The 26,558-nt window shown below is 64.3% G+C and carries 26 protein-coding genes and 2 tRNA genes; 17 read left to right on the forward strand and 11 right to left on the reverse strand.

The window, feature by feature from the left end; translation table 11 throughout:
- Nucleotide 1: 1 nt before the first annotated feature.
- The 3 genes from QQK43_RS02280 to adk all read left to right on the forward strand — a co-directional run bounded on the left by QQK43_RS02280 (nucleotide 2) and on the right by adk (nucleotide 1,803).
- Nucleotides 2-217 (forward strand): Trm112 family protein, encoded by a 216-nt coding sequence (locus QQK43_RS02280; RefSeq protein WP_234264932.1) that lies wholly within the window; start codon nucleotides 2-4, stop codon nucleotides 215-217.
- Nucleotides 214-987, forward strand: a complete 774-nt coding sequence (gene kdsB, locus QQK43_RS02285) for a 3-deoxy-manno-octulosonate cytidylyltransferase (RefSeq protein WP_234264933.1) — start codon at nucleotides 214-216, stop codon at nucleotides 985-987. Before QQK43_RS02280 ends, kdsB begins: the two co-directional genes overlap by 4 nt.
- 159 nt (nucleotides 988-1,146) lie before the next feature.
- Complete coding sequence (gene adk / locus QQK43_RS02290; protein ID WP_234264934.1) at nucleotides 1,147-1,803, forward strand: adenylate kinase; 657 nt, start codon at nucleotides 1,147-1,149, stop codon at nucleotides 1,801-1,803.
- 61 nt (nucleotides 1,804-1,864) lie between these two features.
- Here adk and QQK43_RS02295 read toward each other — a convergent pair whose 3' ends face one another.
- The gene (locus QQK43_RS02295) at nucleotides 1,865-2,848 is read right to left on the reverse strand and encodes an asparaginase (protein WP_284306480.1); all 984 of its coding nucleotides are present in this window, start codon (nucleotides 2,846-2,848) and stop codon (nucleotides 1,865-1,867) included.
- 128 nt (nucleotides 2,849-2,976) lie between these two features.
- Here QQK43_RS02295 and lexA point away from each other — a divergent pair, with 128 nt between their 5' ends.
- From lexA to QQK43_RS02310, 3 genes are all read left to right on the forward strand, one after another.
- Complete coding sequence (gene lexA / locus QQK43_RS02300) at nucleotides 2,977-3,645, forward strand: transcriptional repressor LexA (protein WP_234265050.1); 669 nt, start codon at nucleotides 2,977-2,979, stop codon at nucleotides 3,643-3,645.
- 132 nt (nucleotides 3,646-3,777) lie between these two features.
- Complete coding sequence (locus QQK43_RS02305; protein WP_284306481.1) at nucleotides 3,778-4,149, forward strand: hypothetical protein; 372 nt, start codon at nucleotides 3,778-3,780, stop codon at nucleotides 4,147-4,149.
- Nucleotides 4,150-4,239: 90 nt separating this feature from the next.
- Nucleotides 4,240-5,247: a D-2-hydroxyacid dehydrogenase family protein gene (locus QQK43_RS02310; RefSeq protein WP_284306482.1), complete on the forward strand. Its 1,008-nt coding sequence runs from the start codon at nucleotides 4,240-4,242 to the stop codon at nucleotides 5,245-5,247.
- Nucleotides 5,248-5,322: 75 nt separating this feature from the next.
- Here the strand turns inward: QQK43_RS02310 and QQK43_RS02315 are convergent, their stop codons facing one another.
- On the reverse strand, nucleotides 5,323-7,317 hold the full coding sequence (locus QQK43_RS02315; protein ID WP_284306483.1) for a hypothetical protein: 1,995 nt from the start codon (nucleotides 7,315-7,317) through the stop codon (nucleotides 5,323-5,325).
- Between the two features lie 118 nt (nucleotides 7,318-7,435).
- On the opposite strand from QQK43_RS02315, the gene QQK43_RS02320 reads away from it, so the two are divergent.
- The 5 genes from QQK43_RS02320 (at nucleotide 7,436) to QQK43_RS02340 (ending at nucleotide 13,022) form a co-directional block, all read left to right on the forward strand.
- Complete coding sequence (locus QQK43_RS02320; RefSeq protein WP_284306484.1) at nucleotides 7,436-8,956, forward strand: 3-hydroxyacyl-CoA dehydrogenase; 1,521 nt, start codon at nucleotides 7,436-7,438, stop codon at nucleotides 8,954-8,956.
- A gap of 3 nt (nucleotides 8,957-8,959) precedes the next feature.
- Nucleotides 8,960-9,739, forward strand: a complete 780-nt coding sequence (locus QQK43_RS02325) for an oxepin-CoA hydrolase, alternative type (RefSeq protein WP_284306485.1) — start codon at nucleotides 8,960-8,962, stop codon at nucleotides 9,737-9,739.
- A 126-nt stretch (nucleotides 9,740-9,865) separates the two neighbouring features.
- A complete protein-coding gene (locus QQK43_RS02330; protein WP_234264941.1) occupies nucleotides 9,866-10,585 on the forward strand; it encodes a Crp/Fnr family transcriptional regulator in 720 nt (239 codons plus the stop codon).
- 34 nt (nucleotides 10,586-10,619) lie between these two features.
- Nucleotides 10,620-11,705 (forward strand): phosphotransferase, encoded by a 1,086-nt coding sequence (locus QQK43_RS02335; protein ID WP_284306486.1) that lies wholly within the window; start codon nucleotides 10,620-10,622, stop codon nucleotides 11,703-11,705.
- 57 nt (nucleotides 11,706-11,762) lie between these two features.
- Nucleotides 11,763-13,022 carry an acyl-CoA dehydrogenase family protein gene (locus QQK43_RS02340; protein ID WP_234264943.1) on the forward strand — a complete coding sequence of 420 codons (1,260 nt, stop codon included), beginning with the start codon at nucleotides 11,763-11,765 and terminating at the stop codon, nucleotides 13,020-13,022.
- A gap of 51 nt (nucleotides 13,023-13,073) precedes the next feature.
- Here QQK43_RS02340 and QQK43_RS02345 read toward each other — a convergent pair whose 3' ends face one another.
- On the reverse strand, nucleotides 13,074-13,679 hold the full coding sequence (locus QQK43_RS02345) for a hypothetical protein (RefSeq protein ID WP_284306487.1): 606 nt from the start codon (nucleotides 13,677-13,679) through the stop codon (nucleotides 13,074-13,076).
- 164 nt (nucleotides 13,680-13,843) lie between these two features.
- On the opposite strand from QQK43_RS02345, the gene QQK43_RS02350 reads away from it, so the two are divergent.
- The 3 genes from QQK43_RS02350 (at nucleotide 13,844) to QQK43_RS02360 (ending at nucleotide 14,797) form a co-directional block, all read left to right on the forward strand.
- On the forward strand, nucleotides 13,844-14,548 hold the full coding sequence (locus QQK43_RS02350) for a glutathione binding-like protein (protein WP_284306488.1): 705 nt from the start codon (nucleotides 13,844-13,846) through the stop codon (nucleotides 14,546-14,548).
- 35 nt (nucleotides 14,549-14,583) lie between these two features.
- Nucleotides 14,584-14,660 (forward strand) — tRNA-Pro (locus QQK43_RS02355).
- A 60-nt stretch (nucleotides 14,661-14,720) separates the two neighbouring features.
- Nucleotides 14,721-14,797: transfer RNA gene (locus QQK43_RS02360), tRNA-Arg, on the forward strand.
- 47 nt (nucleotides 14,798-14,844) lie between these two features.
- On the opposite strand, the gene QQK43_RS02365 is transcribed toward QQK43_RS02360, so the two are convergent.
- The 4 genes from QQK43_RS02365 to QQK43_RS02380 all read right to left on the reverse strand — a co-directional run bounded on the left by QQK43_RS02365 (nucleotide 14,845) and on the right by QQK43_RS02380 (nucleotide 18,192).
- Nucleotides 14,845-15,354, reverse strand: a complete 510-nt coding sequence (locus QQK43_RS02365; protein ID WP_284306490.1) for a DUF4124 domain-containing protein — start codon at nucleotides 15,352-15,354, stop codon at nucleotides 14,845-14,847.
- A 290-nt stretch (nucleotides 15,355-15,644) separates the two neighbouring features.
- Complete coding sequence (locus QQK43_RS02370; protein ID WP_234265051.1) at nucleotides 15,645-17,087, reverse strand: aminotransferase-like domain-containing protein; 1,443 nt, start codon at nucleotides 17,085-17,087, stop codon at nucleotides 15,645-15,647.
- A gap of 63 nt (nucleotides 17,088-17,150) precedes the next feature.
- A complete protein-coding gene (locus tag QQK43_RS02375; protein WP_284306491.1) occupies nucleotides 17,151-17,825 on the reverse strand; it encodes an LrgB family protein in 675 nt (224 codons plus the stop codon).
- Nucleotides 17,818-18,192, reverse strand: a complete 375-nt coding sequence (locus tag QQK43_RS02380; protein WP_234264962.1) for a CidA/LrgA family protein — start codon at nucleotides 18,190-18,192, stop codon at nucleotides 17,818-17,820. The genes QQK43_RS02375 and QQK43_RS02380 overlap by 8 nt, the downstream gene beginning before the upstream one ends.
- Nucleotides 18,193-18,334: 142 nt before the next feature.
- Between QQK43_RS02380 and QQK43_RS02385 the strand changes: the two genes are divergently transcribed.
- From QQK43_RS02385 to QQK43_RS02395, 3 genes are all read left to right on the forward strand, one after another.
- Nucleotides 18,335-19,009: an acyl-CoA dehydrogenase family protein gene (locus tag QQK43_RS02385; protein ID WP_284306492.1), complete on the forward strand. Its 675-nt coding sequence runs from the start codon at nucleotides 18,335-18,337 to the stop codon at nucleotides 19,007-19,009.
- Nucleotides 19,010-19,022: 13 nt separating this feature from the next.
- On the forward strand, nucleotides 19,023-20,432 hold the full coding sequence (gene ccoG / locus QQK43_RS02390) for a cytochrome c oxidase accessory protein CcoG (RefSeq protein WP_284306493.1): 1,410 nt from the start codon (nucleotides 19,023-19,025) through the stop codon (nucleotides 20,430-20,432).
- A 271-nt stretch (nucleotides 20,433-20,703) separates the two neighbouring features.
- The gene (locus QQK43_RS02395) at nucleotides 20,704-21,351 is read left to right on the forward strand and encodes a Crp/Fnr family transcriptional regulator (protein ID WP_284306494.1); all 648 of its coding nucleotides are present in this window, start codon (nucleotides 20,704-20,706) and stop codon (nucleotides 21,349-21,351) included.
- A gap of 287 nt (nucleotides 21,352-21,638) precedes the next feature.
- Here the strand turns inward: QQK43_RS02395 and QQK43_RS02400 are convergent, their stop codons facing one another.
- The 4 genes from QQK43_RS02400 to QQK43_RS02415 form a co-directional block, all read right to left on the reverse strand.
- A complete protein-coding gene (locus tag QQK43_RS02400; protein WP_234264966.1) occupies nucleotides 21,639-22,103 on the reverse strand; it encodes a DUF2846 domain-containing protein in 465 nt (154 codons plus the stop codon).
- A gap of 146 nt (nucleotides 22,104-22,249) precedes the next feature.
- Nucleotides 22,250-22,555 carry a hypothetical protein gene (locus tag QQK43_RS02405; RefSeq protein WP_284306495.1) on the reverse strand — a complete coding sequence of 102 codons (306 nt, stop codon included), beginning with the start codon at nucleotides 22,553-22,555 and terminating at the stop codon, nucleotides 22,250-22,252.
- A gap of 1 nt (nucleotide 22,556) precedes the next feature.
- The gene (locus tag QQK43_RS02410) at nucleotides 22,557-26,042 is read right to left on the reverse strand and encodes a DUF637 domain-containing protein (RefSeq protein ID WP_284306496.1); all 3,486 of its coding nucleotides are present in this window, start codon (nucleotides 26,040-26,042) and stop codon (nucleotides 22,557-22,559) included.
- A gap of 61 nt (nucleotides 26,043-26,103) precedes the next feature.
- Nucleotides 26,104-26,553 (reverse strand): hypothetical protein, encoded by a 450-nt coding sequence (locus QQK43_RS02415; protein ID WP_284306497.1) that lies wholly within the window; start codon nucleotides 26,551-26,553, stop codon nucleotides 26,104-26,106.
- Between the last annotated feature and the right edge of the window lie 5 nt (nucleotides 26,554-26,558).

Below are 26,558 nucleotides of genomic sequence, written 5' to 3' on the forward strand. Positions count from 1 at the left end.
CATGGATTCGAAACTGCTTGAACTGCTGGTGTGCCCCGTGACCAAGGGACCGCTGGTCTTCGACCGCGAAAAGCAGGAGCTGCTCTCGCGCAGCGCCCGCCTGGCCTACCCCGTGCGCGATGGCATTCCCATCCTGCTCGAACACGAAGCCCGCCCGCTGAGCGACGACGAAGCGGAGCGCCCCAAGCCCACGTCGCCGGCCGACCCGGCAGCATGAGCGCCCCCTTCACGGTGCTGATTCCGGCGCGGCTCGCTTCGACCCGCCTGCCGGACAAACCCCTGGCCGACATCGGCGGCGTGCCTATGGTTGTCCGGGTCGCCCAACGGGCCGCGCTGAGTGGTGCGGCACGCTGCGTCGTGGCGGCGGACGACGAACGCATCGTTCGCGCCTGCCAGGCCCATGGCGTGGCGGCCCTGCTCACGCGCACCGATCACCCGTCCGGCAGCGACCGGCTGGCCGAAGCCTGTGCCTTGCTGGATCTGGCCAACGATGCGGTGGTGGTCAATGTCCAGGGCGATGAACCCCTCATCGCGCCTGCATTGATCGATGCCGTGGCCGAGCAGCTCCGGCAACGCACCGATTGCGTGATGAGCACGGCAGCCCATGTGCTGGCCGGCATGGCCGAGTTCCTCAACCCCCATGTGGTCAAGGTGGTGCTCGACCGCCAGCACACGGCGCTGTACTTCAGCCGTGCCCCCATTCCCTGGTGGCGCGATGGCATGGCCTCGGCCGAGGGACTGACCGACAACACCCCCCTGCCCTCGCCCGCACCCTTGCGGCACGTTGGCATCTACGCTTACCGGGCCGGTTTCCTGCGCCGCTTCCCGACCCTGGAGCCCGCACCGCTGGAGCGCATCGAATCGCTGGAGCAACTGCGCGTGCTCTGGCACGGCGAGCGCATCGCGGTGCACGTGACCGAAGAAGCACCGGGCCCTGGGGTGGACACCCCGGACGACCTCGCACGCGTCCGCGCCCTGTTCGGCTGAGCCGGAAAACCGGCCCGTTCCCGCTGCACGGACCACCCCTCCGGGGCGACAGCGTGTAAGGCGACTGGGGGAAAGCCCATGCTATCCTCGACCGACTGGCCCGCCTGGCTTGTGCCCGCGCTCGGCCCCTGCTTCTTGAAACTCTGATAAAGGAAACCGATGAGACTGATTCTGTTGGGCGCCCCCGGCGCTGGCAAAGGCACACAAGCCGCTTTCATTTGCCAGAAGTACGGTATCCCGCAAATCTCCACCGGCGACATGCTGCGCGCCGCGGTCAAGGCCGGCACGCCCCTGGGTCTGCAGGCCAAGGCGGTCATGGAATCCGGTGGCCTCGTCAGCGACGACCTGATCATCAACCTGGTCAAGGAACGCATCGCCCAGCCCGACTGTGCCGGCGGTTTCCTGTTCGACGGTTTCCCCCGCACCATCCCCCAGGCCGATGCGATGAAGGCTGCAGGTGTCAAGCTCGATTACGTGCTCGAGATCGATGTGCCTTTCGATGCCATCATCGAGCGCATGAGCGGCCGGCGTTCCCATCCGGCCAGCGGCCGCACTTACCACGTCAAGTTCAACCCGCCCAAGGTGGACGGTGTGGACGACGTGACCGGCGAACCGCTGATCCAGCGCGATGACGACAAGGAAGAAACGGTCCAGAAGCGTCTGGAGGTCTACAGCGCCCAGACCCGCCCGCTGGTGGACTATTACCGCAACTGGGCACAGGCCGATGCGGCCGCGGCACCGAAGTACCGCGCCATCAGCGGTATGGGCACCGTGGAAGAGATCACCTCGCGCGCCCTGGCGGCACTGGCCCAGTAAGCCTTCTTCCCGCTCCCGCCAAGCCCGGCCTTTGCCGGGCTTTTTTTGTGGCCGCCTGTCGTCAGCGTCCGCTGCGTTCTGCAAGGAGGTCCAAGGCCAGCGCCAGACGGGCTTTGGGCGCATTGAGCGGGGCCGCGACCGGAAATGGGTTGCGATCATCCGGCATGGCCCGCCCCTGTGCGCACCGGCTCGCACGCACCACCCGCACGCCTGCGTGCTGCGCTTCCAGCAAGGCCGCCACCAGGTTGTCGTGCAGGGTCCCGTTGCCGGTGCCGGCGACCAGCAGACCCTCGGGCGCCAGCGTCAACAAGGCCCGCACCAGGTCGCCATCGGCATCGGCATGGCTGGTGAGCAGCGGCACCTTCGGCAACGCCGGTGCCGCGAGAAAAGCAGCCAGCAAGCGGGTGTCCGGTGCTTCGGGCAAGGCGAGCGGCTGAAACCAGCGGACCTGTCCCGCCTCCACGCAGCCGGCCGGTCCGGCATCGCCCGAAGAGAAGGCGTCCAGCCGGTAACTGTGCACCTTGGCCACATGCTCGGCGCGGTGAATCTGCCCGGCACAGACGGCCAGCACACCACGCGCCTGCGCATCTGCTGCCACGACCACGGCATCAAGCAAATTCTGGGGGCCGTCGGGCACCAGCGCCGTCGCCGGGCGCATGGCACAGGTCAGCACGACCGGTTTGGCTGGCTGCAGCACCCGTTGAAGCAGGTAGGCGGTTTCCTCCAGGGTGTCCGTGCCATGGGTGATGACGATGCCCGCTATGGACGGCTGCGCCATGTGCAACTCGACCGCCCGCACCAACCGCTGCCAGACCGGCAGCCCCATGTCCTTGCTGTCAACCTGGGCCACCTGTTCCAGGGCCAGCGGCCACTGTGCCAGCGCCGGCACGCCGGCGACCAGATCGCGCACCGCCACCTGTCCGGCCACGTAGGCCACGGGGTCATCGGCACCGACCGAACGCCCGGCAATGGTGCCCCCGGTGCCCAGAATCACCACCTTGCAGTCGGGCGGGACGGTCAGCAGGTCGTCTGTGTGATGGGGCACTTGCGAAACTCCTTGAACTGGGTAAAAATACAGTTACTGGATAAGAAAACAGTCACTTTGATCGGCGGTCTTCCGGCATCAGCCCGATGTCTCGCCGGTTTTCCGAAAGGTACGTCATGTTGGACCCCTTGCTCTCCTCGCCCAAGCTCACGGCCCGCCAGCAGCAGATTCTGGAGCTGATCCAGAAAGCCATTGCCAGCACCGGTGCCCCGCCGACGCGCGCAGAAATCGCGGCCGAGCTCGGCTTCAAATCGGCCAATGCGGCCGAAGAGCACTTGCAGGCCCTGGCCCGCAAAGGGGTGATCGAGCTGGTCAGCGGCACCTCCCGGGGCATCCGTCTTCGCGGGCGTGATCTGCGTTCCATCAACGAAGCCCGCGAACACCAGCTCACCCTCCCGGGCCTGGCCCAGCTGGCGCTGCCGCTGATCGGCCGGGTGGCAGCCGGCTCGCCGATTCTCGCCCAGGAGCACGTCGATCAGACCTACCACGTCGAGCGCAGCCTGTTCCAGCGCCAGCCCGACTATCTGCTGCGTGTGCGGGGCATGTCCATGCGCGACGTCGGCATCATGGATGGGGACCTGCTGGCCGTGCAGTCCACACGCGATGCGCGCAACGGCCAGATCGTCGTGGCCCGGCTGGGTGACGACGTGACGGTCAAGCGTTTCATGCGGCGCGACGACCGCATCGAACTGCACGCCGAAAATCCCGACTTCCGCACCATCGTGGTGGAGCCAGGTGAACCTTTCGAAATCGAAGGTTTGGCTGTGGGCCTGATCCGCAACAGTTTCCTGATCTGACCCTACCGGTCTTCATCGCCGGTGCAGGTGGCGGGCGGTTGCGCGGGGAGTTGACAACTCCTCGGGCACATCCCTGCGCGGGCGAACTTTTTTCAATCCTGCCTGTGTTCAACCCCTTGCCTGGAGTTTCACATGGGAATCCCTTTTGCTCGCAATACCTGGCGTGCCCCTTTGCGCCTGATCGATAGCTGGCTCGCGCTGGAGCCTGCGCCCATCGTCAGGCGCGAGCGCTCGGCCCGGATCGTGCAGCTTTTTTCACGTGCCGGCTGGCTGCATGCCAAGCCGTCCACACCTGCGGCGCCCTCCCCCCAACTCTCGAAGCAGCAGGCACTTTCCCGTTCCAACGTGCATCGCCTGGATAAGGCTCGTCGCCAGCCCTTGCTGGTGCGTCAACACGGCCAGGAAGGCCGCCTGGTGATCTCTGGCCGCATGCACGATGTCTGCACCGAACTGGACCGTCTGGTGGCACTGGAGTCGCAGCAACACGCAGTGAAAGCGGCCTGATCAGGCCAGGGCCTGGCTGCGTCAGGGGCGGGCCCACATATACAGCTTGTAGCAAGGACCGGGAAGGGCTTGCGGGCACAATAGCGTCCCATGAATATTGTGATCCTGGACGACTACCAAGACGTTGTCCGCAAGCTGCGCTGCGCCGAAAAGCTCGAACCTTATCCTGCCAAGGTCTTCACCAACACCGTCAAGGGCGTGGGACAGCTTTCCGTCCGCCTGCGTGATGCCGATGTGCTGGTGCTGATCCGCGAGCGCAGCCAGATCAGCCGGCAGCTCGTGGAGAAGCTGCCCCGGCTCAAACTCATCGCCCAAACAGGCCGCATCGGCAAGCACATCGATGTCAATGCCTGCACGGAACGGGGGGTCGCGGTTTGTGAAGGTACCAGTTCCCCCATTTCCACGGCCGAGCTGACATGGGCCTTGATCATGGCGTCCATGCGGCGCCTGCCACAGTACATCGCCAGCCTCAAGCATGGGGCGTGGCAGCAGTCCGGCCTCAAAGCGGCGTCCATGCCGAACAACTTCGGGCTCGGCATGGTGCTGCAAGGCAAAACCCTCGGTATCTGGAGCTACGGCCGCATCGGCAAACTGGTGGCCGGCTACGGCCGCGCTTTTGGCATGCGCGTGCTGGTGTGGGGGAGCGACGAGACGCGCATCCGCGCCATGGCCGATGGCCACGAAATTGCCGAAAGCCGGGAAGCTCTGTTCGAAACATCCGATGTGCTGTCGCTGCACCTGCGGCTGGGTGAAGCCAGCCAGGGCTGTGTCACGCTGGAGGATCTCTCCCGCATGAAACCGACGGCCTTGCTGGTCAACACGTCAAGGGCCGAACTCATCGAACCGGAGGCCCTGCTCACGTCGCTCAACCGTGGACGGCCTGGCATGGCTGCGGTGGATGTTTTCGAGTCGGAGCCCATTCTGCAAGGGCATGCCCTGCTGCGTCTGGAGAACTGTATCTGCACGCCGCACATCGGCTATGTCGAGCAGGACAACTACGAGCAGCTGTTCTCGGCGGCCTTCGACAACGTGGTCAATTTCATCAAAGGAACACCCACCAACATCGTCAACCCCGGCGCCCTGCAGGTTCGCCGCTGAGGTGGAGATTCCCCCCATGAAAAAAACCGCCGGAAGGCGTTTTTTTCATGGGTTCCAAGGCCCTCGTCCGGCCATTCAGGCTTTCTTGTCGTCGAGCGACTCAGGTGGGGTGAAGTCGAGCACCTCAAAATCGATGAGATTGCCTTCGGGCAGCGGATCGTGCGACGCGGGTGCGGGCGGCTTGGCCGTCGGCTCTACCGGTAAGCTGACCTCGGGCAACGACGCCTCAAACGCGGCATTTTCGGACAGCTCGTCCAGATCGACGTCCAGCCCAAGCCGGGGTGAGGCCGGCGGGACCACATCCATCGGCTGGGTTTCGCGCCCCATATTGACGGAAACGCCCCCGGTCGCAGCACCGGCCTTCAAAGGTCGGATGGCCGTGTGCTGGAAATCGCTGCCCGGGACAGACGCCACCTCCTCGCGCTTGGCGACGTCTTTGGCGATGGCGTAGAGCAGCAGCAACTCGCGATAGGCTTCAAGCCCGAACACCTCGCCCTCGCTCTCGCCGTCTTCCGACTCCCGGAAAATGGACTGCTCGATGACATCGAGTACGCGTGGCTGAGGCCACAGGGCCTGGATGCGGCTGAACGCAGCCTCATAGGTCTCCAGCCCACGGTTTTCTTCCGCGTACTGATCGAACGGCGGCGCGTCGGCGTTGAAATGCTGGTTGAAGTCTTCGCGCAGGCGGTCGTACTCCACGCGGCGCCCCAACTGGTGATACAGCCGGAACAGATCCAGATAAGCCAGCGGGCTGGGTTCAGCGCTGTCAATAAGGTGGCTGCGCAGCACGCCGATGGCCTGTTCGTGTTCGCCGAGCGAAACAAAGAAGTCGGCCTGCTGCTGCACATCGAACAGCTCTTCCGTGGCCACCGAACGCGACGCCGCCAGCATGCTGGGGGCAAACTCCTTGCGGTCCTGCGGTGCCCAACTGGCCGCGGATTGGGCGGTCAAACTCTGGTAGCCGTCGTCTGCCCCCAGATCGAGATCAAGGTCGAGCCCCGCCCCGCCCACCTTGGCCCCAAGCGTGGGCGCGACCTTGGCGCCAGCCGGCGCCACGGAGATATCGTCACCCGCTTGCGCCTCGGCCCACCAAGCCTTGTCTTTGTCCTTCTTTTTCGCAGGAGCCGGCTTCTTGTCGTCTGGCTTGCGGGCCTCGCGCACGACCATGGTCTGGCGGCGACGCAGCAACCATGCGAGCAGCAGCAAGGCCACGAGCAGCAACAGGGCCAGACCCCAGACGGCATAACGCTGCCATTGCGACTGGTCCAGCTCGGCCTGCAAGGCCTGGATGCGCGCCTTGTCCTGAGCTTCCTGCTCGCGCAAGCCTTTGGACTCGGCCTCAAGCACCGCCAGCTTCTGGGCGTCTCGCAACACATCTTCGGGCGCGGCGTTGATCGCCTTCCACAGCTGGCTGGCCGCCTGGCGCACCTCTTCCGAGCTTGCCGGTTCGCTCAGCAAGCTCAGCGAAAGGCGCAACACGGGATCACGGTCGATGGCCAGGCTCAGATCCACCGGCTCGAGCTGAAGGCGTGGTGCAGGGGCCGGTTGCTCGGGCCTGCGGACCACACTGCGCGGTGTCGCGCGAGCAGGCGCTCGGGCGGCAGTGGCCCCCGTCGCGGACGCTACCGAACCACTGCCCTGGCCCGAAGCGGTGGCCGGCGCCGTGTTCCCGGCCGCCGGTGTTCCGATGGCAGGGATCGGTGCCGCTACGGGCGGCGCCACCGGCAAGGCGCCAGACGACGATTCAGCAACCAGATCGGCGAGCAGCACATAGCGCCGCGAAAACGGCGAGGAACAGCCTGCCTGAACTTGCACCGTGACGATCGGCTCATTGACCGGCTGATTGACCTGAATGCGGATGCTCGACCCCACATCGGAGGCGCCGCCGATGGGCGTGCTGACGACGTTGCCGGGATTGATCACCGAGTCGCCGTAAAGCACCTCGGTCCGGATGCATTGCTCACCGATATTTTCACCTGGCGCCAATGTGGCCTGGACGCGGATATCCAGCGGTCTGCCAATCACGGCCGCCCCGCTTTGCCGTCCCAAGCTCACCGCCGAACTGCTCAAGGCAGTTGATAGCAAAATACATCCCAGCCCGAAATGGCGCACGTCGAAGTCCCTTCGTTCCTCTGTCGGAACATTTTGTCATAGCTTGCCCTGAACGCAGCACAAATAATACTTTCACATGACCGCTATCTTTTCCGTTGTTGGCATTGTTGGCACGGGTGCCATGGGGCGAGGTATTGCCCAGATGGCTGCCCAGGCTGGCAGCCAGATCGTATTGTTCGATCTTCAGTCCGGCGCGGCACAGGCTGCCCGCGATGCACTGGCCGAAACCTGGCAGAAGCTGGTGGCCAAAGGCAAGCTTGATGCGGCCAAACAACAGTCTTATCTGGAGCGCATCCGCCTGGCCGAAACCTTGAGCGATCTGGGCCAATGCGATCTGGTCATTGAAGCCATCGTCGAAAAGCTGGAGGTCAAGCAGCGCCTGTTCAGCGAGCTCGAAGGCATCGTGCCGGCCACCACCGTTTTGGCCACCAACACCTCGTCGTTGTCGGTCACGGCCATCGGTGCCGCTCTGCAGCACCCCCAGCGGCTGGCGGGCTATCACTTCTTCAACCCCGTGCCCCTGATGCGCGTGGTGGAGGTGATTGCCGGCATCAAGACCGACCCGGCGGTGTGCCAGCGCCTGGTCGGCTACACCCGCCAATACGGCCATACCCCGGTGGTGGCCCAGGACACGCCCGGCTTCATCGTCAACCACGCCGGGCGCGGCTATGGCACCGAGGCGCTGCGCGTGGCGGGCGAACGTGTGGCCGACTTTGCCACCATCGATCGCATCCTGCGCGACCAGATCGGCTTCAAGCTCGGCCCGTTCGAACTCATGGACCTCACGGCGCTGGACGTTTCGCACCCGGTCATGGAGTCCATCTACCGCCAGTATTACGACGAGCCGCGCTACCGGCCCAGCGTGATCACAGCCCAGCGGCTGGCCGGTGGCGTGGTTGGGCGCAAAGTGGGCGAAGGTTTTTATACCTATGAACAAGGCCAGGCCCAGGTGCCGGCCGAACCGGCGGTGCCGGTGGTGCCCGCCCTGCCGCCGGTCTGGGTGTCGCCCAAAGCCGCGCGCCGGGCCGAGCTCTACCAGCTGCTCAAAAACCTGGGTGCCGTGATCGAGACCGCCGCAGCGCCGTCTGCGCAGGCGCTGATCCTTGTCGCCCCGCTCGGGCACGACGTGACCACGCTGGCTGCCGTGGAGCGGCTGGACCCGACCCGCACCGTCGGCATCGACATGATGCTGGAAGACGCGGCCACCAAGCGCCGCGTGCTGGCCACCAACCCCGCCACGCGGCCGGACATGCGTGACGCAGCCCATGCCCTCTTCGCCAAGGATGGCAAGCCGGTCAGCGTGATCCGCGACAGCGCCGGCTTCGTCAGCCAGCGCGTGGTGGCCACCATCGTGAACATCGCCACCGACATGTGCCAGCAAGGCATCTGTTCGCCCGCCGATCTGGATGTGGCGGTCACGCTCGGCCTGGGTTATCCCATGGGGCCCCTGGCCCTGGGCGACCGTATCGGCCCGACCAACGTGCTGGAGATCCTGTTCAACCTGCAGACCGTCTATGGCGACCCGCGTTACCGCCCCTCGCCCTGGCTGCGCCGCCGCGGCGCACTGGGTTTGAGCCTGACGCACGAAGAGGCCTGAGCCATGACCGCCACCCTTCAAAGCCGCAGCCACGGCGCCACGATGGTGCTGACCATCAGCAACCCCGAAAACCGCAATGCTCTGGGCCCGGAGATCTACGCTGCTGGTGTGGAAGCGCTCAACGCGGCCGAAAACAGCGCCGAGGTTCGCAGCGTCGTCATCACGGGCGAAGGCAGCCACTTCTGCGCGGGCGGAAACTTGCAGCGGTTGCTGGCCAATCGCCAACAGCCGCCCGAGGTGCAAGCGCAAAGCATCGCCGGCCTGCACAGCTGGATCGAGACCATCCGCGCCTTCCCCAAACCGGTCATTGCCGCGGTTGAAGGGGCCTGTGCGGGGGCCGGGTTCTCGCTGGCGCTGTCCTGCGATCTCATCGTCGCGGCGCAGGATGCGGTGTTCGTCATGGCTTATGCCAACGTCGGTCTTTCGCCCGATGGCGGTGCCACCTGGAGCCTCACCCACGCCCTGCCCCGCGCCACGGCACTGCAGTTGCTGCTGTGCGGCGACCGCATCGATGCGCCGCGGCTGCAGGCGCTGGGTGTGATCAACAGCGTGACCGATCCCGGCCAGGCCCTTGACAGTGCACTGGTGCTGGCCGAGCGCCTGAACCAGCGCGCGCCGAACGCGCTGACCAGCATCAAGGAACTGGTCAACGAGGCCGTGTCCGCACCGCTGCATGTGCAACTGACCACAGAGCGCGACCATTTCGTGCGCAACCTGCACCACACCAATGCCGGCGAAGGCATTGGTGCCTTCCTGGAAAAGCGGCGGCCGCAGTACCGCTGACGCACTTCGTCGTGCACCCGGACCCTCCGCGACGCCTGCGGGACAGGGCCGGGTGCTATCCCTGATGCAGCACGCCGTCCCCATGGCGACAATGTGCGCGCCCCTCAGTCACCCAGCAGACAGCACATGGACGAACCGATTCTGACAATGGAAGAACGCGAGGCGATCAACAGTGGTCGCTGGTTCCAAAGTCTTTCCCCTTCCCTGCGTCACGACATCCTGCGATGCGCCTACGTCAAGCGATTCAAGGACGGCGATCTGATCGTCGCCCGAGGCGAACCACCCTCCGAATGGACGGCGGTGGCCAAGGGCGCCGTGCGGGTGAGTTCGACATCGCTGTCGGGCAAGCAGATCACGCTGACCTACGTCGAACCCGGCGTGTGGTTTGGCGATGTGGCGATGTTCGACGGCGACCGCCGCACGCACGATGCCTATGCGCATGGGGCGACCACGCTGCTGTGCGTGGCCCGCAACGACCTGCAAAAGATCCTCAGCCAGCACATCGAGCTGTACGAGGCGCTGATGCGGTTGCAGGCCCGGCGCATCCGCACGCTGTTCGGTCTGGTGGAAGACCTCAACACCCTGCCCCTGCGGGCGCGCCTGGCCAAACAGTTGCTGCACCTGGTGCGCAGCTACGGCGTGCCCTGCCTGTCCGATGGCAACGAAATGCGCATCGGGCTGCAACTGGCGCAAGAGGAACTGGCCCAACTGCTGGGCGCCTCGCGTCAACGTGTGAATCAGGAACTCAAGTCCATGGAGCGCGAGAACGCCATCCGCATCGAGCAGGGTGGCCTCGTGATCCGCAACCGAGAGATGCTGCTGCGCATCGCCGAAGCCGAAAACTGACGGGGTCCTGCCCCGCCCCAACCCTCGTGACCGCATGACCGACACCCAGAACTTCACCGGCACGAGGCCGGTAGCTCCTCAACACGCCTTCGATGTCGACGCCCTCCAGCGCTGGCTCGCCGAACACCTTGACGGCTTTGAAGGCCCCCTGTCGGTCGAGATGTTCAAGGGGGGACAGTCCAACCCCACCTACAAACTCATCACCCCGCAGCGCCTGTATGTGATGCGGGCCAAGCCGGGCCCGGTCGCCAAGCTGCTGCCGTCGGCCCACGCCATCGAGCGCGAGTTCCGCGTCATGAGCGCGCTGGCCCCCACTGGCGTGCCGGTGGCCCGCATGTACGCCCTGTGCGAAGACGAATCGGTCATCGGCCGCGCCTTCTATGTCATGGAATGCGTGCAAGGCCGCGTGCTGTGGGACCAGTCCCTGCCGGAACAGACGCCCACCGAACGCGCCGCCATCTACGATGAGATGAACCGCGTCATGGCGGCCCTGCACTCGGTCCGCCCTGCGGACGTGGGCTTGGCCGACTACGGCAAGCCTGGCAACTACTTCGAGCGCCAGATTGGCCGCTGGAGCAAGCAGTACGTGGCCTCCATCACCGAGCCCATCGCCGAGATGGACCGGCTCATGGAATGGCTGCCCCAGAACATTCCGGCCATGGCCCGCGACGAGTCGCTGGTGTCCGTCGTGCATGGCGACTACAGGCTCGACAACCTGATGTTCCATCCCAGCGAAGCCCGGGTGCTGGCCATCCTGGACTGGGAGCTGTCCACCCTGGGCCATCCGCTTGCCGACTTCGCTTACCACTGCATGTCCTGGCACATTCCGCCCGGCGCCTTCCGTGGCATCGGCGGGTTGGATCTGCCGGCCCTGGGCATTCCCAGCGAAGCCGACTACATCGCCCGCTATTGCGAACGCACGGGTTTTGCCACGCCCGACCAGCTCAAGGCCGACTGGAATTTCTACCTCGCCTACAACATGTTCCGCCTCGCGGCCATCCTGCAAGGGATCGCCAAACGGGTCGAGACCGGCACCGCCTCCAGCGCCCAGGCGCTGAATTCGGCGGCCGCCACCCGCCCCATGGCCGAACTGGCCTGGCGTTTCGCGCAGCGTGGCTGACCACCTGCCCCTGTTTTCCGCAGAAGACCCACCCGCTCATCCAAAGGAGCCCAAGCGATGAATTTCGACTACACCGACAAGGTCAAGGACATGCGCGAGCGCCTGCTCGCCTTCATGGACGAACATATCTACCCCAACGAGGGCCGCTTCTTTGCCGAGATTGCCGCCAACCGCGCCAAGGGCAACGCCTGGGTGCCCACGACGCTGATCGAAGAGCTCAAGCCCAAGGCCCGCGAGGCCGGCCTGTGGAACCTGTTCCTGCCGCAAAGCAAGCGCGCACCGGAAGGCCTGTCGAACCTGGAATACGCGCCGATGTGCGAAATCATGGGCCGCGTGCCCTTCGCCGCCGAGGTGTTCAACTGCTCGGCACCCGACACCGGCAACATGGAAACGCTGGAGCGCTATGCCAGCGAAGAGGTCAAGGACGAATGGCTGGAACCCCTGCTCAAGGGCGAATTCCGCTCGGCCTTCCTCATGACCGAACCCGAAGTGGCTTCGTCGGACGCCACCAACATCCAGTGCCGTATCGAGCGCGATGGAGACCATTACGTCATCAATGGCCGCAAGTGGTGGTCGTCCGGCGCCGGTGATCCGCGTTGCGCTGTCTACATCGTCATGGGCAAGACCGACCCCGAAGCGCCCCGCCATTCGCAGCAGAGCATGGTGGTGGTGCCCGCGAACACGCCCGGTATCACCGTGGTGCGCCCGCTGAGCGTGTTCGGCTACGACGACGCGCCGCACGGCCACATGGAGGTGCTGCTCAAGGACGTGCGCGTGCCCGTGCGCAACCTGCTGCTGGGTGAAGGCCGCGGCTTCGAAATCGCGCAGGGTCGCCTCGGCCCTGGCCGCATCCACCACTGCATGCGTTCGATCGGCGCGGCCGAGCGGGCGCTGGAACTCATGTGCAAGCGCCTCAACAGCCGCGTCGCGTTCGGCAAGCCGATTTCGGCCCAGTCGGTCTGGCACGAGCGCATTGCCGATGCGCGCTGCAAGATCGAACAGGCTCGCCTGCTCACGCTCAAAGCGGCCTACATGATGGACACCGTGGGCAACAAGGTGGCCAAGGCCGAAATCGCCATGATCAAGGTGGTGGCGCCCAACATGGCCTGCGAAATCATCGACATGGCCATCCAGGCCCACGGCGGTGGCGGCGTCAGCGACGACTTCCCGCTGGCCTACAGCTACGCCAACCAGCGCACGCTGCGTCTGGCCGACGGCCCCGACGAGGTGCACCGCAACGCCATTGCCAAGCTGGAACTGGCACGCCACCTCGCCATCAAGGGCGATGTGGAGATGCCCATCACACGCGGCTGCTGACCGCCTGCGGTGTGCGGCCAGCGCCTCCCAGCTGACCCGTCGGCAGACAGGTCAGAGCTGGGCGGGCGCCTCGGTCAGCTCGCTGGCGCGCTGCAGCAGGTGGTCCAGCAGGGCCAAACCGTGCAGCGCGATCGCATCACTTTCGCGCTCGGGCAATGCCAGGCGGGCCAGCAGGCGGCCCTGGGTCCAGGCCAACATGACTGGCGGCGGGTTCGTCTGGGCGCCGCCCGGCCAGTTCATCAGTGCCGCCTGTGCCCGGTCGTCCAGCCAGGCCGGCGCCACCTTCGGCAAGCTGGTCAGCACGGCATAGCGGCGCCAGAAGGCGTCGGCCGGCCCGCTCCAGCCGGTATCCCGGAATCCCGTCAGCCAGCGCACTTCGTCGGACAGCACCGTCTCGGACGTCCGCAACCCATCGGTAAATTGCGCAAAAGCCGCTTCCGCCTCGCGTTCGATCACGGGCTTGAGCGTGCGGCTGATGAGCACAACCCCATCGTCTGGTGCCGCACCGGCGGCAGGCCGCCCCAGCACGGCTTCCACCTGAAGCACCTGGCCCGGCATATACGGCCAAGGTGAGCGTCCCAGACGCGCCCGCGCGGGCACGCTGCCCCACAGCCCTTCGGCTTCGCAGGCCGCGGGCTCCCAATCTCTGAACGCCATGGCCCGCCCCTCGGCCCAACGCTGAATCGCCGTCTGCGCAGGTGCCGCCTGCTCGCGTCGGCCCCACCAGCCCTTCAACATGTTCAGCAAGGTCTCACCTTTTCCCTTAGAGTGGTTGCCGGTTTTTCTTCATCAACCGCTGCACCCGGAAAGCCCGCCCCGCCATGATCGACGTCTACTCCTGGCCAACGCCCAATGGGCACAAGGTTCACATCATGCTGGAAGAGTGCGGCCTGCGTCTGGGGCGCGACTGGCAAGTCCATGCTGTCAACATCGGCAAAGGCGACCAGTTCGAGCCGGCCTTTCTGAAGGTCAGCCCGAACAACAAGATTCCCGCGCTGGTCGACCCCGATGGGCCAGACGGCAAACCCATCAGCCTGTTCGAATCCGGCGCCATCCTGCTCTACCTCGCGGCCAAAACCGGCAAATACCTGCCTCGCAGCGACCGCGCCAAGTTCGAAGTGCTGCAGTGGCTGATGTTCCAGATGGGCGGTGTGGGTCCCATGCTCGGGCAAGCCCACCATTTCCGGATCTACGCACCAGAAAAAATCGACTACGCCGTCAATCGCTACACCAACGAGGCCAAGCGCCTCTACGGCGTGATGGACCGGCAACTCGAAGGCCGCAAGTTCGTCGCCGGTGCGCACTACAGCATCGCCGACATCGCCATCTTTCCCTGGCTGCGCAGTTGGCAGAACCAAGGTATCGACTGGGCCGATTACCCGCGCCTGAAGGACTGGTTCGACCGCATGGGCGCCCGCCCTGCGGTGCAGCGCGGCGTGGCGGTGCTCGCCGATGCGCGCAAGCCGCTGACCGACGACAAGGCACGCGACATTTTGTTTGGTGGCACGCAGTACGCCAAGCGCTGAGAGCGGTCCGACAACGGGTACAATGCTTGTTTCGTCGGAGCGTAGCGCAGCCTGGTAGCGCATCTGCTTTGGGAGCAGAGGGTCGCGAGTTCGAATCCCGCCGCTCCGACCACCCTCAAAACAAAAGGCCCACAGTGTGGGCCTTTTGTCCATCCGGCCCCACCGCCGGACACTGCCCGTAGCTCAACTGGATAGAGCAGCTGCCTTCTAAGCAGCAGGTCGGGGGTTCGAGTCCCTCCGGGCAGGCCATCTTGGCACCTCGAATCAGCCGCCCCCTCCGCTCAAACCTGCCCCGGTCACTTTTTGATGATGACCGTGGTGTGATTGCGCTGGACATTGATGATCTTTGGCGGCTCCTGCATCAGCGGCAAGTCGGTGCCACAAGCCACGTTGGACCTGCCAATCGCGGCATTCACGCGCATACGCTTGTCGTATTCGGACAGGGTGCGGATGCTGGATGCCAGCGCCAGTTCGCGCTCGGCCTTGTCGCATTCATAACGATTGATGGGCTTGGCTTCTGACGTCGGCACGCCTGGGGACGGCGGCACCACGATGACCTGAGGCCGCTCCTGCATCGCCCGCCGCTCCTGCTGGAGCTGGAAGCGCTCCTGAGCCACAGCCGCGCGCTCGGCGTCCATCTGTTGCTGCTCGAGCGCGCGCTCCTTGAGAATCTGAGTGCCGTGCGAGCAGGGCTGGTCGCTGTAGGCGACCTGGCCTGTCTGGGCATCTGGGCAGCGGTAAACCTGGGCATTGGCATAGCCGCTCGCCAGGCCAACGGTCACGATCAAGAGGCATCGCAGGTTCATTTTTTCTCTCCTTGAACCCACTCTATCGCAGAGGTGATCCCACGATCGCACCCGACCCCGCCAACGGCTCAAAAAGCCAGGGTGTTCCGATGGATGGCCGCAACGGCGTGACCATCGCCCTGCCCTGCGTCGCCAGACAGCGGAGTTACCAGGTCAGCGCCCGCTGCCCCATGCCCTTTTACCCGGGAAGCGTGGACGATGGCGCCGATGTGATGGATGTATCCGCAGCCACAACAGACCCGTGCACCGTGTGTTGAGCCATGGGCGCCGTCATGGTTTGCGGCTCCATTTCAGGCACCGCCAGCAGCACTGTGATCCCTGGCCAGCGCGCTCAGCAACTTCAACGCAGACCGAACTTGTGGGTCGACCGGGTGGCCGACGTTCAGACGAAGGTGCCGGGTGAAACGCCGGTCGGCCGAGAACAGCACCCCGGGTGCGGTGCTGATGGACTGCGCCATGGCCTGGTGGTGAAGGGCCAACGCATCGACGCCTGGTGGCAATTCCAGCCACACGAAGTAACCCCCCTGGGGTTCGGTCATCCGCGTGCCCTTGGGAAAGCTGCGTTCGATCAGCGCCCGTGCCGCCGTGTGCTGGGTCTTGAGCGCTTCACGCAGGTGGCGCAGGTGGCGGTCAAACCCGCCTTGCACCAGGTACTCCGCCACCGCCAACTGGGACGGGATCGGCGAGGCCAGCGAGGTCATCATCTTCAGCCGCTCCACGTCCCGGGCATAACGCCCGGCCGCCGCCCAGCCCACCCGGTAGCCGGGCGCCAGCGACTTGGAGAACGACGAGCAGTGCAGCACCAGCCCCTCCTGGTCGAAGGCCTTGGCGGGCAGGGGCCGGCGCGCACCGAAGTGCAGCTCGGCGTAGACGTCGTCCTCGATCAGCGGCACTCCGTGGCGCGCCAGCAACTGCACCAGCTCCTGCTTTTTGGCGCTGGGCATCAGCGCGCCCAGCGGGTTCTGGAAAGTCGGCATGAACCAGCAAGCCGCTACCTTCTGCCGCTGCAGCAAGGCTTCGAGCGCCTCCAGGCGGACACCCTCGACCGGGTCGGTCTCGACCTCGACCGCCTTCAGGTGCAGCCGCTCCAGCGCCTGGAGCGCCGCATAGAACGTGGGTGACTCGACCACCACCACGTCACCGGGCTGGGTCACCGCCTGCAGGCAGAGGTTGAGGGCCTCCATGGCCCCGTTGGTCACGATGAGCTCGTCGGGCCGCAGCGACACGCCGTTGAGCGCGTAGCGCCGCCCTACCTGGGCCCTCAAGGTTTCGTCGCCCGCGGTGAGCGCACCCGAAATCTGCGCCGGGCCCAGCCGCCGCATGGCCCGCGCGCCGCTGCGCGCCAACGCGTCGAAAGGAAACAGCCCGGGCGCCGGGAAGGCCGAGCCCAGCGGCACCACGTCCACATCGCGCGTGGACCCCAGCAGCTCAAACACCAGTTCGCTGATGGCCACCGGCGTCACCTGCCCACTGGGTTGTGCGGCCTCCGGAGGCCGACCCGTGAGTGGCCGCCGCGCCCGCACGAAGTAGCCCGAGCGCACCCGAGCCTCGACCAGGCCCTGCGATTCCAGTTGCACATAGGCCTGGAAGATGGTGGACGGACTGACACCCCGCTGGCGCCGCAGCTCGCGCACCGACGGCAGTCGATCCCCGGGCCGCAGCACCCCGGAGCGGATGCTGGCCGCCAGATCCTCAGCCAGTTGCTGGTAGAGCGTCAATGAGCCGGACGACATGTCTTCGAGGACCTCCAGAGGAAGCCTCAATGGTATGACGTGCACAGGACGGTAGCTCATGGCTCAGGGCAGAAAGAAGCCACACAGCAGTGCGGTGACCAGCGCGTTGCCGCACATGCCGGCCACCGCCAGGTCCAGGTACGCCGGGTGCAAGGCCTGCGCCCGCACCAGGCCAATGGCGTGTCCGCTCACGCCCAGCACAAAGGCGTGTATCCGCTCGTCTGAGACCCTTGTGTGCCGCAAGACCAGCGGCGTGAGCAGGGCGCCGCAGAGCCCGGTCAGGAACACCGCAGCCACGGTCAGCGCCTGGTGGGCCGCGTCGCCGGACACCAGCGACAGGGCCACCGGCATCGTGGCGGCCTTGGGGGTCACCGCCGCCGTCACGTCCCAGGGGGCGCTCAGGCACCACCCCGCGAACAACACTCCGCCGACCGACAGGGCAGACGCCACCAGCAAACCCAGCCACAGCGGAATCAGAAGTGCGCCCATGCGGCGGCACGCCTGATGCAACGGCACGGCCATACACACCACCGCCAGGTCCATGGCCTGTTTCAGCACTTGCGTGTGGGCGACAAACGTGGCCGCGTCGAGGCCGAACACAGAAAGCCCCCCCAGTACGAGTACCAATGCCCCGAACACCGGCAAGGCCAGCACATGGCGTCCGCTGAAGCGAAACACCGCCCGCGCCACCCAGTAGCTCGCCAAAGCCAGGAGCAGCGCCCCCGCCATTTCAATCATCCCCGGTATCCGCCCAGCGGCGCGTCAACACCGACACGACCGTGCCGCACCCAAGCGCCATCAGCACGGTCACCAGCGAGCCGGACACCACCAGCAAGACCGCCGCGTCGGCCACCAGGCGCAACCCCACAGCGGCCGCCACCAGCGATGGCAGCAGGAACAGAGTCAGGTGGTTCAACAGCCAGGCAGAGGCGCTGGTCAATGCTCGGGGAATCTCCCGCATGAAGCTCAGCACCGACAACAGGTACAGGAACCCCAAAAAGCTGCCCGGCACCGGCAGACCGAACCTGCGGGACACTGCGTCGCCCAGGCGCAGCAGCGCCACCAACACCATCAGGCCAAGAAGAAGGGAGATTGCACGCTGCATCTGCTGCAGTGTCCGCCCGATTTCAGGATCAGGGTCGTATCAGAAGCGGGCTTATCCGAGGGGATCAGCCCGCTTCTGATACGGTGATTTTTCCAGTGATCTGCATCCTGCGCACCAGACGGTCCCGCGCCACCATCGGCGCATGCCGCTTGAAACCGAATCCCTCACGACTGCACGACGCCTGGGGCAAAACGCCGCAGAGCGTCTGACCGCCATCGCCAGTGCTGGCTATCTGCGGGTGGGCGTCCCCATCGACCTGGGCGGACACGGTGGAACGCTGCAGGACCTCTTTCAAGACCCTGCCGCACGGCAATGGTTGCGCGACCTGCCTTACCCGGACCAGTTGCTGTTTCGCTCGCAACGGCTGGTGGTGGAAGCGCTGCTGCGCAGCGACAACGTGGGTTTGCGCGAGCTGGTGCTGCCGGAACTGTTGGACGGTGCAATGGGCGGCGCCTCGGCGATGGAATGCTCTTGCCTGACGGCTATGCCTGCGGACCTGGGCTGGCGTCTCAACGGTCGTCTGGTCGGTGTGCCCAACCTCCAGTGGGCAGGCTTTTATCTGCTTCTACCCGTGCAGATGAACGACCGCGTGGACGACCTGCTGCTGGTCCGCTCGGAAGAGAACGATGTCACGGTCCAAGCTGGCGACCCCCACGAGTTGTGGCAGCAGGCGGCCTGCGGAACCGTGTCGTTCCGCCAGGTTTTCCTGCGCGCGGACGAATGGCTGGGCGACAGGCCGCTCTGGCAAACGCTGGCCGACGCGAACCGGGCTTTGCAGCAAGGCCTGAGTGCCGCCCTCAGCCGATCAACGAACTGACCACGAGGTCCCCTTGCACAAGGTCATCCCCATTCAACACGAGAACCCCTGGATCGCTGGCGAGAAAATTCATGCCCGCGCGGTGAACGGCCCGTTCGCCCGCTGGCGCTGGGCCTTTGTCTGGCTGACGCAGATCGCCTTCTACAGCGTTCCCTGGCTGAGCTGGAACGCCCGGCAAGCCGTGCTGTTTGATCTGGAAGGCAAACGCTTCTACCTGTTCGGCGCGGTACTGTTTCCGCAAGACCTGATCTACCTGGCGGCCCTGCTCGTCATCAGCGCGTTGCTGCTGTTCTTCGCCACCGCCGTGGTGGGGCGCGTCTGGTGTGGCTTTGCCTGTCCCCAGACGGTCTACACCTCGATCTTCATGTGGATCGAGAACAACTTCGAAGGCAGCCACCAGAACCGCAAGCGACTGGACACCGTCGGCTGGGGGCCAGAGAAGCTGCTGCGCCGCGGAGGCAAACACCTGGCGTGGGCGTTGTTCGGTTTGTGGACCGGCTTCACCTTTGTGGGCTACTTCACCGCGATCCGTCCGCTGGCCGCCGACGTGCTGTCCCTGTCCGTCGGGCCCTGGACCACTTTCTGGATCCTGTTTTACGGCCTGCTCACCTACCTGAACGCTGGCCTGGTGCGCGAGAAGGTCTGCCTGCACATGTGCCCCTACGGACGGTTCCAGGGGGCGCTGATGGACGAACGCACCCTGAACGTGGCCTACGACCACCGGCGCGGGGAACCCCGCCGTGGGCGTGTGGCAGATGACCACCGAAAAGCCAGCGACGGCCACTGCATCGACTGCACCCTGTGCGTGCAGGTCTGCCCTACCGGCATCGACATCCGCCAGGGGCTGCAGGCGGCCTGCATCGGCTGCGGCCTGTGTATCGACGCCTGTGACGACGTGATGAGAAAGGTCCAGGCGCCCAAAGGACTGATCCGCATGGCGTCGCTGCATGAGCTGGGTGGTGCGGCCGGCAAGCAGCGCGCTTTCCTGCAGCGGGTGCTGCGCACCCGGGTCGGGGTCTACGCCAGCCTACTGTCTCTGGCCATCGCCGCAACCATCACCGCGTTTTCCCACCGCCCGGAGGTACGGATGAACACCATCCGGGACCGTTCGATCATGACGCGGCAGGTGGAACAGGGGGCGGTGGAAAATGTCTACACGCTGCAACTGATGAACGCGTCGGACCACACCCGAACGGTGGTGGTGGATGTGGCGCCGTCGAATCTGGTGACCCTCCGCACGCCGATCACGGCCCGGCTAGGCCCGGCGCAAGCCACCACCCTCACCGCGACCGTTCGAATGCCTGCCGCTGAGGCGGCGCAGCACGCGGGCGAGGTGGTGCACATCCGGTTCCTGGTGACCACGCCCCAGCAGGCGGGCACAGCGGAAGTGAACGAGTCATCCACCTTCCTGGTGCCGCGATAGGCCGGTGGCCGTGTTGTGTGGTCAGCAAGTCAACCTTCAGGAAATCAAAAATGGAATGGGTCCCCATCGTCTTCATCGCGTTCAAGGTTCTCGTGTTCGGCACGGGAATGTTCTTCTCCATCAAATGGCACTACGACCAAGATCAGAAAAACAAAAAGAAATAGGGCGGGAGGTCGCAGCGCCTTTGAAGTCGCCACCGCACACCGGGTTGACTTCGCCAACGCCGCGGTATCCCGATGCCGATGACCGACTCCCCCTTCTTGCCCCGTCGATGAGCGCCCTACTGCCCCTGAACGCTCTCTCGCGCGAGGAGCATCAGTTCCTCGGTTCAAAGCGGCACCCGTTGCCTGCCTGCGGCTACCTTTACCAGCAGGGAGACAGGTCCACCGAGCTGTACTGGATTCGGGCGGGAATCGTCTGCCTGGAAAGTGTGAATGAAAGAGGCGAAAGGTGCATCCTCCATTTCTTGGGACAGGGCACAGTCCTGGGTCACGAGACTTTCTTGAAACAACCCAGGACCTTTGACGCCAGAGCCTGTACCGACGCGCTGGTGGAGGTGATTGCACCATCGCTGGCGCCAGACCCCTCGCTGTGCGCCTTCATGATGCGCCGGGTCCATGCCGCCGCCGCGACTCCGCTGCAGGACGCGGCCAGGTTCAAGGTCGATCTGCACCGTGCGCAGGCCACCGAGAAAGTGATTCTTCTCCTGAAACATCTTAGAAAGCTGCACCCAGAAAAGGCAGACGCGTACTGGCTTCCCAGTCGCAACGACATGGCCGACATTCTTGACATCAACCACGCCACGGCCAGCCGTGTGGTCGCGCGGCTTTTCAGGGAAGGCGCCCTCCGACGCACGGCAAGCAAGTCGTTTGTACAGGTCGACTGGAGCCTCATCAGCCGCCTGCGCCGCGGAGGCTGAACAGGCCGAGGAGAAATCACGCACGCGGACCAGGCGAGGGTTGCGCATCGACGCCTTGTTCCACACCAAATACAGATGGTTGGTGGGGCGTTATCGGGGACGTGAGTGACACCAGCTTCCCAGACGCCGATGCGCCCGGCCTGCACGCAGGTGCCGTCGGCGCGGTAGCCGGTGAAGGGGCGGCCGTTGCTGCCGGTGATCAGGTTGCTCGCCTGCGCAATGGCCTGCCCGGTGCTGCTGAGCGTGAGCGTGACCATCAGCAGCACCGCCAGTATCCGCCAGCAAACTCAGCGTGGTGTGGCCAACTGGCTCTCGCTCACACCCTTTTGCCCCTCTTCTGCACCGACCAGATGCAGCTTCGACGCAGCGGCCCACATACCCATCTTCACTTCCTGCCAGATGTAGGTCAGCGTGCCGCCTTTGGTTTCCACTTCCAGCTTGTTCTCCTTGCCTTCGGTCAGCGATTCCACCGTGTGCTTGCCAGGCGTGACCTCTTTGTAGAAATAGGTCTTGGAAGCCGTCTCACCGATCAACTGGCCATCAAGCACCACCGGCATCTTGATGGCCGCGCCGAAAGTCTCGTTGCGGTAGATGTAAATGCCTGCCTTGTCGGCCGCTGGCGCAGCAAAAGTCTTGCGCTGTGCGTCTTCTTTGGCATCAGCCAGGTTGACCGAGGCGCAGCCGGTCAAAGCGGCCGACGCCAGCAACAAGGCGGCCAGGGTGATGCGGGGTGTGACAGCGGTGAGGGTCATGGTGAGCTCTCCTGTTGGATGGAAAATGCGCACCGGGGTGCGGGGACACAACGGATTCCGGCTGAGCGGGTGGTGAATGGGAATTTGGATGGAAGGGCGGAGTCAAGCACCCAAGTGCAACACCGGGTTATTGAATGGACTGAAGTTCAAGAAATTCTTTTTTTTAAAATCTTCATCGCATCCACATCATGATCTATTAATCGATCCAGCAAATTATCATCCAGAACGATTCTATCGACTATCAAATCGCAGCCATTTTCACCTTTTGTTAGAATAAATCCATCCAGCGACTCATCGACAACAGTACACTCGCCTTCCCAAACGGCAGACAACCCCTCGTAGCCCTCATAAGGGATAATTAGAAAAAATTTTTGCATCAATCCCTGATAATCGGACCAGTAAATGGCATAAACCCTGGCATTGTAGTTTTTGTTTAATTCACAGATTTTCATTTCATTCCCCTGCGATTGAGGCACCCGGCTGAAGTGCCGGAGGAGCGCGTTGTGGAGTTACAATTTTCACATCATACGCTCGATTCGTGCCCGAGTGATATTGATAATGAACAGTAATATTTGATCCGTCCGGCAATTTGTGCGTCACTTCCATTTTTTGGAATCCATCTGAGCTTTGGAAGCGCGGATCACTATTAAGACCCGGCAATGGCTTGCCAGAGGCGGGGTTTCCTATGACATTATTAAAAACGACTTGCTCATTAAGATCTCTTGGGGTCGCAGACTGCCCTTTCCCTGCTGTTGATATTTTTTCATAGTCCACACCATTATTAGGAAGTTTGGGAAGGTGATTCGCACTACCCGCAGCAGGTGCCTTGCCACTCCCTCCTGCCGCTGCAGAGCCCTTACCCCCACCCATGATGGCGGCTCCAGCCATCAACGCATCAGCCAACTCATTACCGTTGGTTGCCGCGTTCAGGTTGGCCGAGGCACGTCGGTAGTCCAGATTCCCTGTGGCTTGGTACAACAACTCAAGGTTGTCTTTGCCCAAGTTGGCCACTTGGCGAATATGGTTATCGGTCTCGCTGATCTGCTGGCTCAGTTGCGCCCGCTGCTGCGCATTCGTTGCACTGTCTAGTTCCGCTTGCAGTTCACTGCGGCGACCCACCAAGCCTTGCATGTCCGAGGCCAGTTGGTCCTGAACGCGTTCCCGCTCTGCGGTACCGGAACTTGCGATGTTCTCGCGTGTGCTGCTTTGCTGTTCTTCGCTGACAGCGTTCCAGCGCGCTCGCACGTCTTGCCGGCACTGGTCGCTGGTGCAGGCCGCAAGCTCCTTGTCTCTTTGGCTCAGTTGAACATGGTTGAGATAGTTGTTCTCAAACGCGTTCTGCCCTGCTGCACCGCCGTTGAAGAAGTTGCCCTGGGTATTGCCCGAAGAGCCGCCGACCAGCGCGCCCGCGAAGCCTCCGGCCAGGTTGGAGGCCAGTGCGCCGACGCTGTTGAAGCTCTGCCCATCCAGTCCCGCTGCGGCGACCAGCAGTGTGTTGGGATCGTTGCTGTTCAGGTTCTGGTGGACTTGCTGCCCGGCCCAGTTGCCCACCACGGCGCCAGCCGCGCCCGCTCCACATCCTTCGCTGGAGTCGCCGCGTGCCGCTCCGGCCGCACACCCCAGCGCCGCATGGGCCGCGTAGTTGCCCAGGCTGCCTTCGGCGAAGGTGCTGCCGATCCAGTTGGCCGCGCTTTCGGCCACCGCGTCAGTGCCCGCATTGATAGCGGCTTGGAGCAAGTTGTCACCGAAGCTTCCCCCGTAGGCGGCCGTCGTGCCTGCGGCGATCGCGGCCGTATTGATGGCTTTGGTTGCGATCTCGCTGGTGATCCCCAACCCGGGCACGAGCGCGTTGATGGCTGTGCTGACAACGCCGCTGGTCAACGCCTTGCCGGCAGCATCCAGCCCTTTGCCCAGATCACCGGTGACGATGGTGGTGTTGATGGCCGCGCTGGCCATGCCGGCCACGGTGGAGCCAATGCCTGTGGCCACCACGCTGCCCACCGTGGCAGTGGTCCCCATCGTCCCGGCCAACACGCTGCTTGCGCTCGCCCCGGCCCCAACAGTGGCCGTGGCTCCAGGCACGAAGCCTGCTGCCCACTGAGTCACCATGGGACCAATGACCCATGCCGCCACCACAGCCACGACCACGGCCACCAGTTGCTTGATCGGATCGCTCTTCTTGGGCGGCTCCAGCGCTTTCTGGAAAGCCGCACGGTAGCGCGCTTCGGCCAGTGCGCGCGCTTCGTTGTACAGCGCGTCCCCGGGTTTGATCAGGCCGTGGCGCAGTCCGTCCAGCAGTTCCCGGTCGTGCTGGCTGATGTTCTTGTACAGGTACAGCCCGTCTTCGAAGAACTGGCTGTCGCTGTAGGTGTTGAGTTCGAGCTTGTTCGCCTGGTAGGCCGCCCCCTCTTTGGTGAAGGTGGGCCTGAAGCCGTATTCCACCTGCGCCGCGTAGGCGCTTCTGAAGCCTTGTTCGGCCAGCGCACGCGCTCTTTCGTAGTCAGGGTGGCCCGGCTGGATGCTGCCGTTGCGCAGGCCGTTGAGCAGCCAGTGGTCGGCCTTGTTGACGTAGCCGTAGGGGTTGACGCCTTGCAGGAAGAGTTCGCGGTCTGCCTTGAAGGCGCCGAAGTCAATGGCTCCGGCTGCCTGCTGGCCCAGCCAGTGCTGTTGGGCGCCCTGGCGCAGTTGTTCGCCCAGCTTCTCTTCGCTTTGCCCCACGTTCTTGAAGTGCAGGTTGCCCAGCCCGTCTTCAAAGTCGTGCGCCAGGCCGTCGCCGCGGATGTAGCCGAGCACGAAGTCCTGCTCCTTGAGGCCGAATCGGGCCAGGGTGGTGCTGCGCTCGTCTTCGCTGGGCGCCGGTCCGCTGCCCACGTTGTTGAAGAAGTTCTGCACCAGGTCCGGACAGGGGGCGCTGTCGCGCCCGCCGCAGCCGCTGGGGCTTTGGCCCAGGCCCAGGGTCTGCTGGGTGTACAGGATGGGGCTGCCCAACTGGCCGCCCTGCTGCTGTTGCAGGTGGCTCAGGTGGGTTTTGGCCTGCTCGCCCTGGATGAGGAAGAAGGCGGTGGCGCCGCCCAAGGGGTCTTGTGCGCCCTGGAAGACGGCTTTGCCAATGAAGTCGTTGAAGGCTTTGCCTTTGAGGCTGTTGGCGCTGTCTTCGTGGCTTTTGCCGACGTACTGGCCGTCCACGCTGCTTTGCCAGCCGCCAGTGGGCTCGTCACCGCTGGCGCCTCCGCCCGCTTTGCTTTGGGCGTAGGCCAGGGCCAGCGCATAGTGCTGGTAGTTGTCGATCAGCGGCCCTGTGGGCGGCGTGGCCCCGCTCTCCGGGGCGTCGGCCGGCGGGGCCGAGAGCACACCGGCGCCGGCCAGGTAGGGGTTGTTGATGTTCAGGTACAGCCGCCCCAGGTACAGCCCGCCGGGCTCGGCCTCGCCCGGTGCGTAGGTGCCGGTGGGGGCGATGGCGGCCATCATCTGGTCGATGGTCATCTGCACGAAGTCGGGGTTCGTGCTGCTGGACAGGGCCACCGCGCTGGTGGTCCACAGCGCCGGGTTCTGCAACTGGTGCTGCAGCAGGTGGTAGTCCTGCACTTGCTGGTGGTGGCTGCTGTCGGTGCGCCCGGCCTGCACGTAGGTGCCGTCGGCGCGGTAGCCGGTGTAGGGGCGGCCGTTGCTGCCGGTGATCAGGTTGCTCGCCTGCGCAATGGCCTGCCCGGTGCTGCTGAGCGTGAGCGTGACCATCAGCAGCACCGCCACCGCCCGCTTGAACCAGCCCCGCACGCCTTGCAGTTGCTGCGCATCGGGGCTGCTGCTCAGGCGGGGGGCCGTGATCTCCTGGCCGATGGCTTGCTTGAGGGCGTCTTCGAGTGCGGGCTGGATGCGCTGCAGGATCACAGGCATGCGCTGCGCCACCAACTGTGCCGATTGCACGTTGATCGCCTGCATCTTGTCGCAATTCTGCAATAGCGGAGCCATACCCCGGTAACCAAAGCTACGCAAGTAGCATTCAATGCATCATATGAAGGACAACGCTCGCACCATAGAACAGCCAGCAGATTGCAAAAACGCCATTATCAAATATCGGCCTCATGCCGATTCGGTACGCCCCTCGAATATTCTCCAGCCTGGCCAATCGCCGCTGCAACACCTCTTTCCCAACGGATTCCTCGTGAATCCTTTGCCTGATTATTTCTTCACTCTTGGGGAATGATTTCTTCTCTTTAATACGATTCTTCAGTCTCTTGGAAAATATTATAAGTGCCACTGCAAAAGCCGCCAACTGAAGAATGGGCGAGGTCACGCTCCAGCAACCAAGGGTTGAGAGAAACAGCCACACCCCCTCATCGTTCGATACCTTTCGGTATTCTTTGATATGCTTTCGAAATTCATCCAATGCGGCGTCAATGGATGGATGTTCTTCAAGGCCCATTGATTGAGTATCGGCAAAATCTGTCATGCTTC

This window comes from Hydrogenophaga electricum, from assembly GCF_030160815.1.
Taxonomy (GTDB): Bacteria; Pseudomonadota; Gammaproteobacteria; order Burkholderiales; family Burkholderiaceae_C; genus Hydrogenophaga; species Hydrogenophaga electricum.

Bases quoted from the DNA above. Each gene is read 5' to 3' on its own strand.
- QQK43_RS02410 (WP_284306496.1), bottom strand. From the start codon at position 26,042: ATGCAGGCGATCAACGTGCAATCGGCACAGTTGGTGGCGCAGCGCATG.
- QQK43_RS02405 (WP_284306495.1), bottom strand. From the start codon at position 22,555: ATGAAAATCTGTGAATTAAACAAAAACTACAATGCCAGGGTTTATGCC.
- QQK43_RS02415 (WP_284306497.1), bottom strand. From the start codon at position 26,553: ATGACAGATTTTGCCGATACTCAATCAATGGGCCTTGAAGAACATCCA.
- QQK43_RS02330 (WP_234264941.1), top strand. From the start codon at position 9,866: ATGGACGAACCGATTCTGACAATGGAAGAACGCGAGGCGATCAACAGT.
- QQK43_RS02385 (WP_284306492.1), top strand. From the start codon at position 18,335: ATGCCGCTTGAAACCGAATCCCTCACGACTGCACGACGCCTGGGGCAA.
- QQK43_RS02320 (WP_284306484.1), top strand. From the start codon at position 7,436: ATGACCGCTATCTTTTCCGTTGTTGGCATTGTTGGCACGGGTGCCATG.
- QQK43_RS02365 (WP_284306490.1), bottom strand. From the start codon at position 15,354: ATGAACCTGCGATGCCTCTTGATCGTGACCGTTGGCCTGGCGAGCGGC.
- QQK43_RS02345 (WP_284306487.1), bottom strand. From the start codon at position 13,679: ATGGCGTTCAGAGATTGGGAGCCCGCGGCCTGCGAAGCCGAAGGGCTG.
- adk (WP_234264934.1), top strand. From the start codon at position 1,147: ATGAGACTGATTCTGTTGGGCGCCCCCGGCGCTGGCAAAGGCACACAA.
- QQK43_RS02305 (WP_284306481.1), top strand. From the start codon at position 3,778: ATGGGAATCCCTTTTGCTCGCAATACCTGGCGTGCCCCTTTGCGCCTG.
- QQK43_RS02380 (WP_234264962.1), bottom strand. From the start codon at position 18,192: ATGCAGCGTGCAATCTCCCTTCTTCTTGGCCTGATGGTGTTGGTGGCG.
- QQK43_RS02340 (WP_234264943.1), top strand. From the start codon at position 11,763: ATGAATTTCGACTACACCGACAAGGTCAAGGACATGCGCGAGCGCCTG.
- QQK43_RS02400 (WP_234264966.1), bottom strand. From the start codon at position 22,103: ATGACCCTCACCGCTGTCACACCCCGCATCACCCTGGCCGCCTTGTTG.
- QQK43_RS02280 (WP_234264932.1), top strand. From the start codon at position 2: ATGGATTCGAAACTGCTTGAACTGCTGGTGTGCCCCGTGACCAAGGGA.
- QQK43_RS02375 (WP_284306491.1), bottom strand. From the start codon at position 17,825: ATGATTGAAATGGCGGGGGCGCTGCTCCTGGCTTTGGCGAGCTACTGG.
- QQK43_RS02310 (WP_284306482.1), top strand. From the start codon at position 4,240: ATGAATATTGTGATCCTGGACGACTACCAAGACGTTGTCCGCAAGCTG.
- QQK43_RS02335 (WP_284306486.1), top strand. From the start codon at position 10,620: ATGACCGACACCCAGAACTTCACCGGCACGAGGCCGGTAGCTCCTCAA.
- QQK43_RS02350 (WP_284306488.1), top strand. From the start codon at position 13,844: ATGATCGACGTCTACTCCTGGCCAACGCCCAATGGGCACAAGGTTCAC.
- QQK43_RS02325 (WP_284306485.1), top strand. From the start codon at position 8,960: ATGACCGCCACCCTTCAAAGCCGCAGCCACGGCGCCACGATGGTGCTG.
- QQK43_RS02395 (WP_284306494.1), top strand. From the start codon at position 20,704: ATGAGCGCCCTACTGCCCCTGAACGCTCTCTCGCGCGAGGAGCATCAG.
- QQK43_RS02370 (WP_234265051.1), bottom strand. From the start codon at position 17,087: ATGTCGTCCGGCTCATTGACGCTCTACCAGCAACTGGCTGAGGATCTG.
- kdsB (WP_234264933.1), top strand. From the start codon at position 214: ATGAGCGCCCCCTTCACGGTGCTGATTCCGGCGCGGCTCGCTTCGACC.